The organism is Microvirga tunisiensis (genome assembly GCF_009296175.1).
Lineage (GTDB): Bacteria > Pseudomonadota > Alphaproteobacteria > Rhizobiales > Beijerinckiaceae > Microvirga > Microvirga tunisiensis.
Window position 1 is genome coordinate 1 of record NZ_VOSK01000376.1, and the last position, 5,423, is coordinate 5,423.

General features: G+C 61.3%; 5 protein-coding genes and 1 pseudogene. 2 read left to right on the plus strand and 4 right to left on the minus strand.

Going from position 1 to position 5,423, the window contains the following annotated elements; translation table 11 throughout:
* Positions 1-122 precede the first annotated feature (122 nt).
* Positions 123-410, minus strand: coding sequence for a hypothetical protein (locus FS320_RS37060; protein ID WP_152717312.1), 288 nt, complete (start codon positions 408-410; stop codon positions 123-125).
* Positions 411-1,007: 597 nt separating this feature from the next.
* Between FS320_RS37060 and FS320_RS37065 the strand changes: the two genes are divergently transcribed.
* Complete coding sequence (locus tag FS320_RS37065; protein ID WP_162003483.1) at positions 1,008-2,051, plus strand: S8 family serine peptidase; 1,044 nt, start codon at positions 1,008-1,010, stop codon at positions 2,049-2,051.
* A 123-nt stretch (positions 2,052-2,174) separates the two neighbouring features.
* Complete coding sequence (locus tag FS320_RS37070) at positions 2,175-3,212, plus strand: NAD(P)-dependent alcohol dehydrogenase (RefSeq protein ID WP_152717314.1); 1,038 nt, start codon at positions 2,175-2,177, stop codon at positions 3,210-3,212.
* A gap of 6 nt (positions 3,213-3,218) precedes the next feature.
* On the opposite strand, the gene FS320_RS37075 is transcribed toward FS320_RS37070, so the two are convergent.
* The 3 genes and pseudogenes from FS320_RS37075 to FS320_RS37085 form a co-directional block, all read right to left on the minus strand.
* Positions 3,219-4,700 carry a mannitol dehydrogenase family protein gene (locus FS320_RS37075; RefSeq protein ID WP_152717315.1) on the minus strand — a complete coding sequence of 494 codons (1,482 nt, stop codon included), beginning with the start codon at positions 4,698-4,700 and terminating at the stop codon, positions 3,219-3,221.
* The gene (locus FS320_RS37080; RefSeq protein WP_338105636.1) at positions 4,697-5,194 is read right to left on the minus strand and encodes a GMC oxidoreductase; all 498 of its coding nucleotides are present in this window, start codon (positions 5,192-5,194) and stop codon (positions 4,697-4,699) included. Before FS320_RS37080 ends, FS320_RS37075 begins: the two co-directional genes overlap by 4 nt.
* An 87-nt stretch (positions 5,195-5,281) precedes the next feature.
* Positions 5,282-5,423, minus strand: a pseudogene (locus FS320_RS37085) (ATP-binding protein); the annotation flags it as partial.

The following is a 5,423-nucleotide window of genomic DNA, read 5'->3' on the forward strand; positions in this document are numbered from 1 at the left end:
TGGCGAGTGTGGCACAGGGCAATTGGTGGCAGGGATTAGTCTCAGCAACCAAATCCTACGCTGCTTCAAGTGCTTAAGCTACACTCGCCAGCCTTCATCAACCTTCCCATGCATAAGAACGGCTAGCCCTGGAGGGCGCGCCGGCTGCCGCCAAGGAAGGCAACAATGGCGGCGGGAACGGAAACGACGGAGGCAACGGAAACGGCAATTCGGGCGGCAATGGCAACGGCGGGAATAACGGGAACTCCGGGAATAGCGGGAACTCTGGGAATAAAGGCAATTCCGGCGGCAATGGTGCCGCGGGAAACAGCGGAGCAGCAGGTAGTGCCGGGAACAATGGAAACGGCAAGGGGAACGGCAACGCAGGTGGAGCGGGCAACGGAAACGGCAGCAACGCGAATGCGGGACAAAGCAATTCTGGCAGCCGGGGAAGCGCATCGAGTCAGAGAGGCACTTCAAGCCCCGGGCAATCGTCAAGCCAAGGAGCCTCGTCCCGCGGGGGCAATGGAGCTGGTCAAGGAAAGGCCTCAGACAAGGGCAAAGCCTCGGACAAGGGCAAGGCGTCGGGCCCGAAAGCAGGCAATGGTCCCGGTATCGGTCAGTCGGCATCCCCTATAGCTGGCGGACTGACGGCCCTTTTCGGAGCGATCTCCGATAGCTTTCGCCCCCGCGCGGCGACACCCGTGAGAGCCGTTGAAAAAGCCAAGACTCGCAAGAGTACCGCGAAAGAAAAGTCCAGGTCACCCATTTCCGAACCGAACCAATCTGCATCCCCTCGCGCGGGCCAGAAAGGCAAAGCAGAGGCTGCCATCGACAGCAGAGGTACGCGAAGGACAGGAACAAAGGCGCATGCAACAGAGCCAATGCCGCCCTCTCATCCTGCTCCCTCAGCAGCAACGGCGAACCGACCTCTCCCCAAACCTGTTCGCGCCGAGCATTCGATTGTTGCGGTTGGCCTGACATCAACCAGCTTGGCTCGGTTGAGCGCACAAGGCTTCCGGACGGAGATGCAGACGAAGGGGACTCTTGCGAGCGTGGTTCGGCTCGTTCCGCCACGCGGATTATCTCTCGACGAGGCCCAGCGCAGGGTGCGTATGGTCGATGCGGGCGCGGCGGCCGATTTCGACCACTACTACTACACGGATGAAGGCTCGGCCTGCTCTGGGCCAAGCTGCGAGGCAATTTCGCTGATCGGCTGGAGCGGATCGGCCTCCGAACAATGCGGCCCCGCTCCGACCATCGGCCTGATCGACACAGGCATCAATCGCGAGCATGAAGCCCTGAAAGGACAGGCGATCGAAGTCCTGTCAGGTCTCGAGCTTCGCGGCAGCCCGTCTCAGCAGGATCACGGCACAGCTATAGCGGCGATCCTCGTCGGCCGGAGCGGCAGCAGCACTCCCGGTCTCGTTCCCGGCGCGCGTCTTCTGGCCGTGGATGCTTTCTATCGCGATGGCGGGACCACGGATCGGACCGACGTGATTACGCTCGTCAGGGCGTTGGAGACGCTGGCAGAACGCAACGTGCGTGTCGTCAACATGAGCCTGTCCGGTTCGCCCAATGAAGTCTTGAAGCGAGCGATTGCCTCCGCCCAAGCGAAAGGCATGGTCATTGTTGCGGCGGCGGGCAATAACGGCGCTGGTGCAGAGCCGTCCTATCCCGCCGCCTATCCCGGAGTGATCGCCGTTACCGCCGTGGACAAGAAGCTCGCCATCTACTCCCGGGCGACGCAGGGTGAGTATATCGACTTGGCCGCTCCCGGAGTGGACCTGTGGGTCGCGTCCGCTGGTGGCGGCTCCTCCGTCAAGAGCGGCACATCCTACGCCGTGCCGTTCATATCGGCCGCGGCAGCGATCCTTAGCGCGTCCAGCGGCACGTTGAATGCGACAGATCTTCAGGCGACGCTCGAGAGCAGCACCCTCGATCTCGGCGCGCCGGGCCGCGACAAGACTTACGGCTACGGGCTCCTGCAAGCTTCGAGCCTATGCTCGCCTGATCAAAGCGAGACGCCGGTTGCACATTCGTCAACAGATGGGAAATCCGAACTTCCTTGACTGGCATTCCTCACTCCTTCGAGTTCTTCAGTCGACATAGGAGAGCCGGGCAAGCGCTCGGAAGTGCTATGCACTTTTGCCCTGATAGTGCAGACTGGGAACTCTCGAAAAGGAGAGTGGGTCATGAAGGCGCTGGTGCTGGAGCGCAAGGACGAACTCAGCTTGCGTGATATCCCGATCGAGGAAACATTGGGACCTCGGGATGTCCGGGTCGCTCTTCGAACGGTCGGTATCTGCGGTAGTGACGTACACTACTACACTCATGGAGCCATCGGTCCGTTCGTGGTCAAGGAGCCTATGATCCTCGGACATGAGGCGGCCGGCCAGATCGTCGAGGTCGGTTCGGCCGTGACGGAATTGAAGCCCGGAGACCGCGTCTGCATGGAGCCTGGCATTCCCGATCCGGCAAGCCGCGCAACCCGACTGGGAAAGTACAATCTCGATCCGGCCGTACGGTTCTGGGCGACACCGCCGGTGCATGGCGTGTTGCGACCGACTGTCGTCCATCCGGCGGATTTCACCTTCAAGCTTCCGGATCATGTCTCGTATGCCGAAGGCGCCATGGTCGAGCCTCTGGCTGTGGGGGTGCATGCCGCCACCAAGGTGCAGGTGCAGCCCGGCGATCTCGCCGTCGTCATCGGTGCGGGCCCGATCGGCATGGTGACGATTCTGGCAGCTTTAGCCGCCGGCTGCTCGCGAGTCATCGTGAGCGACATCCACGAGCCGAAACTCGCAATGGCGCGTACGCTTGGTCCCGTAATTCCGGTCAATGTCAGGAACCAAGATCTTCTGGGCGTTGTCAAACGTGAGAGCGACGATTGGGGCGCCGATGTCGTTTTCGAATGCTCGGGCTATCCGCCTGCCATGGTGGAGATCTTCGATCTTATCTGTCCCGGCGGAAAGATTGCTCTTGTCGGCATACCTCTCGAACCGTTTGCCTTCGACGTCAGCAAGGCACAGGTTAAAGAGGCCAGGGTTGAGAGCATCTTCCGTTACGCCCATGTATACCCGCGGGCAGTGGCGATGATCGCGTCGGGCAAAATCGACGTAAAGCCGCTGATCACTGACCGCTTCTCTTTCGAGGAGAGTGTCGAAGCCTTCGACCTAGCCAAGGCAATGCCGCCGGCATCCGTGAAGGTGCAGATCGACATGCCCGCCTGAGCGAGCTCAAGAACTTCCATTCAAGTAGCACTGCAAAGTGGCGCGGGTTCCATCGCGCCACAGGCTCTTCAAAGCCGTCTCGAACCGAGACCGAAACTGCGGAGCATCCGCGACATCGCCGAAGATGTCGCGCAGATCGAGAAAGGATGCCGGATCCGCCTTTGCGGCCAAGGCTGCGGGTGTCAGGCGGCTGGCATTGGGATCATCAAGATTGAAAGGCTCACCGGCATCGGTGGTTCCTGCACAATACCGGCACCACAAAGCCGATTCGAGGGCGAGTCCCGTTACGTCGGCTCCGGCGCTCAGACGATCCCGCGTTGAGGGCAGGATGAACTTGGGTTGCCGATTGGAACCGTCCTGGGCCAGACGCGGGATCGTATCCCCCACATCCGGATTGGCAAAACGGCGGGCGATCAGCTGGTAATAGGCCTGAAGATCGACACCAGGCACAGGCGGCACGCAAGGAATGATCTCTTCGGCCTCCAGCTTGTCCAGGAAACCCCGCACCAGCGGATCTGCCATGGCGTCGTGCACGAAGTGAATTCCCAGGAGCCCTGCCGGATAGGCGATGGTGGCATGCCCGCCGTTTAAAATTCTAAGCTTCATCAGCTCAAAGGCCGCCACATGCGGCGTGAACGTGACGCCGCCGTCCTCCAGGGCCGGACGGCCCGTCGGGAAGTTGTCCTCCAGAACCCACTGGCGGAACGGTTCGCAGAAAACCGGCCAGTTGTCCTGGATGCCGAAGCGCTCCATCAGAATCGTACGCTCCCGGTCAGACGTCGCGGGTGTGATGCGGTCGACCATGCTGTTGGGAAAGGCCACCTGCTCTCGCACGTAAGCCGCCAGCGAAGGATCCACGAGATCGGCGAGACCTGCCACAGCATCCCTCGCCACTTGACCATTGTGGGGAATGTTGTCGCACGACATCACGGTGAAAGGTGCTCGACCTTCATCGCGACGGCGCTTCAACGCCGCCAGGAGAACCCCGAACACGCCCCTGGGCGCATCCATGTGAGCGGCATCATAAGCGATGTCAGGATGTTCCGGATTGAACGATCCCGTGGCTGGATCGATGCAATAGCCGCCTTCCGTGACGGTCAGGGACACGATGCGCAGCGCGGTATCATCGAGAGCATCGACGATGGCACGTCCGTCCTCATTGACGGGCACGAAGCCTATCATGGCGCCGGTCACCCGGGCGATATTGGCACCGGGCTCGAGCTCCACCACCGTGGTCAGCCAGTCCTGAGGCTCCAGCGCCTGCCGCATCGCCCGGTCGCCGGCGCGGATGCCCGCGCCCATCAGAGCCCAGTCGAGATCTTTTCCGGCATTGAAGAGATCGTCCAGATACACGGCCTGATGGGCGCGGTGGAAGTTGCCCACGCCGATGTGCAGGATGCCCGCCTTAAGCTCATCCCGGGCATAGCGCGGCTTGGCGACACTGGACGACAGGTTCACGAGATTGGCGAGATTCAAGCTTTGGTTCATGAGGGATGGACCTGATCGGGCTCGGAAGAAACTTGGTTCGATGGAGCAGTTGCCCCTTCATGGAACATGCGGGCATGACCTGTGATGATGTCAACGGCCTTTTCGGCAATTGCCAGCACCGGTGCATTCGTGTTGCCGCTGGGGATGGTCGGCATGATGGAGGCGTCGACGATCCTCAACCCTGCAATACCACGGACTGCCAGATCCGGCGCGACCACGGCAAGAGGATCGGTGTCGCGCCCCATGCGGCAGGTGCCGACCGGATGGTAGTTGGTCTTCACCGTTTTGCGACAATGATCGGCTAGGTCCTCGTCCGAAGCGGCCTTCTCGCCTGGAAACAGCTCCTGCGTGACCATTTCCCTAACGGGACTTGTCGCGAGAATCTCTCGCGCATAACGCAACCCGGCAATGGCCAGGCGAAGATCGTCCGGATGGCCGAAGAACTGCGGATCCACCTGCGGCAACACGGTTGGATCGGCAGATGCAAGCCGCACGGAGCCGCGCGCTGTCAAGCGACACCGAGATTTACGAGATAAGGCGACATCCAGTTTTACGACGGCTCAAGCGTGAGCCCGCTGGAGAGCCTCCTCCAGATCCCGCAGGCGATAGCTGCGCCCCTTGATGTTGAGAACATGCGCTCGGTGCAGCAGGCGGTCGAGGATGGCCGTGGCCAGCACCTCGTCGCCGGCCAGCAGCTCGGTCCACTCCCGGATGCTCTTGTTC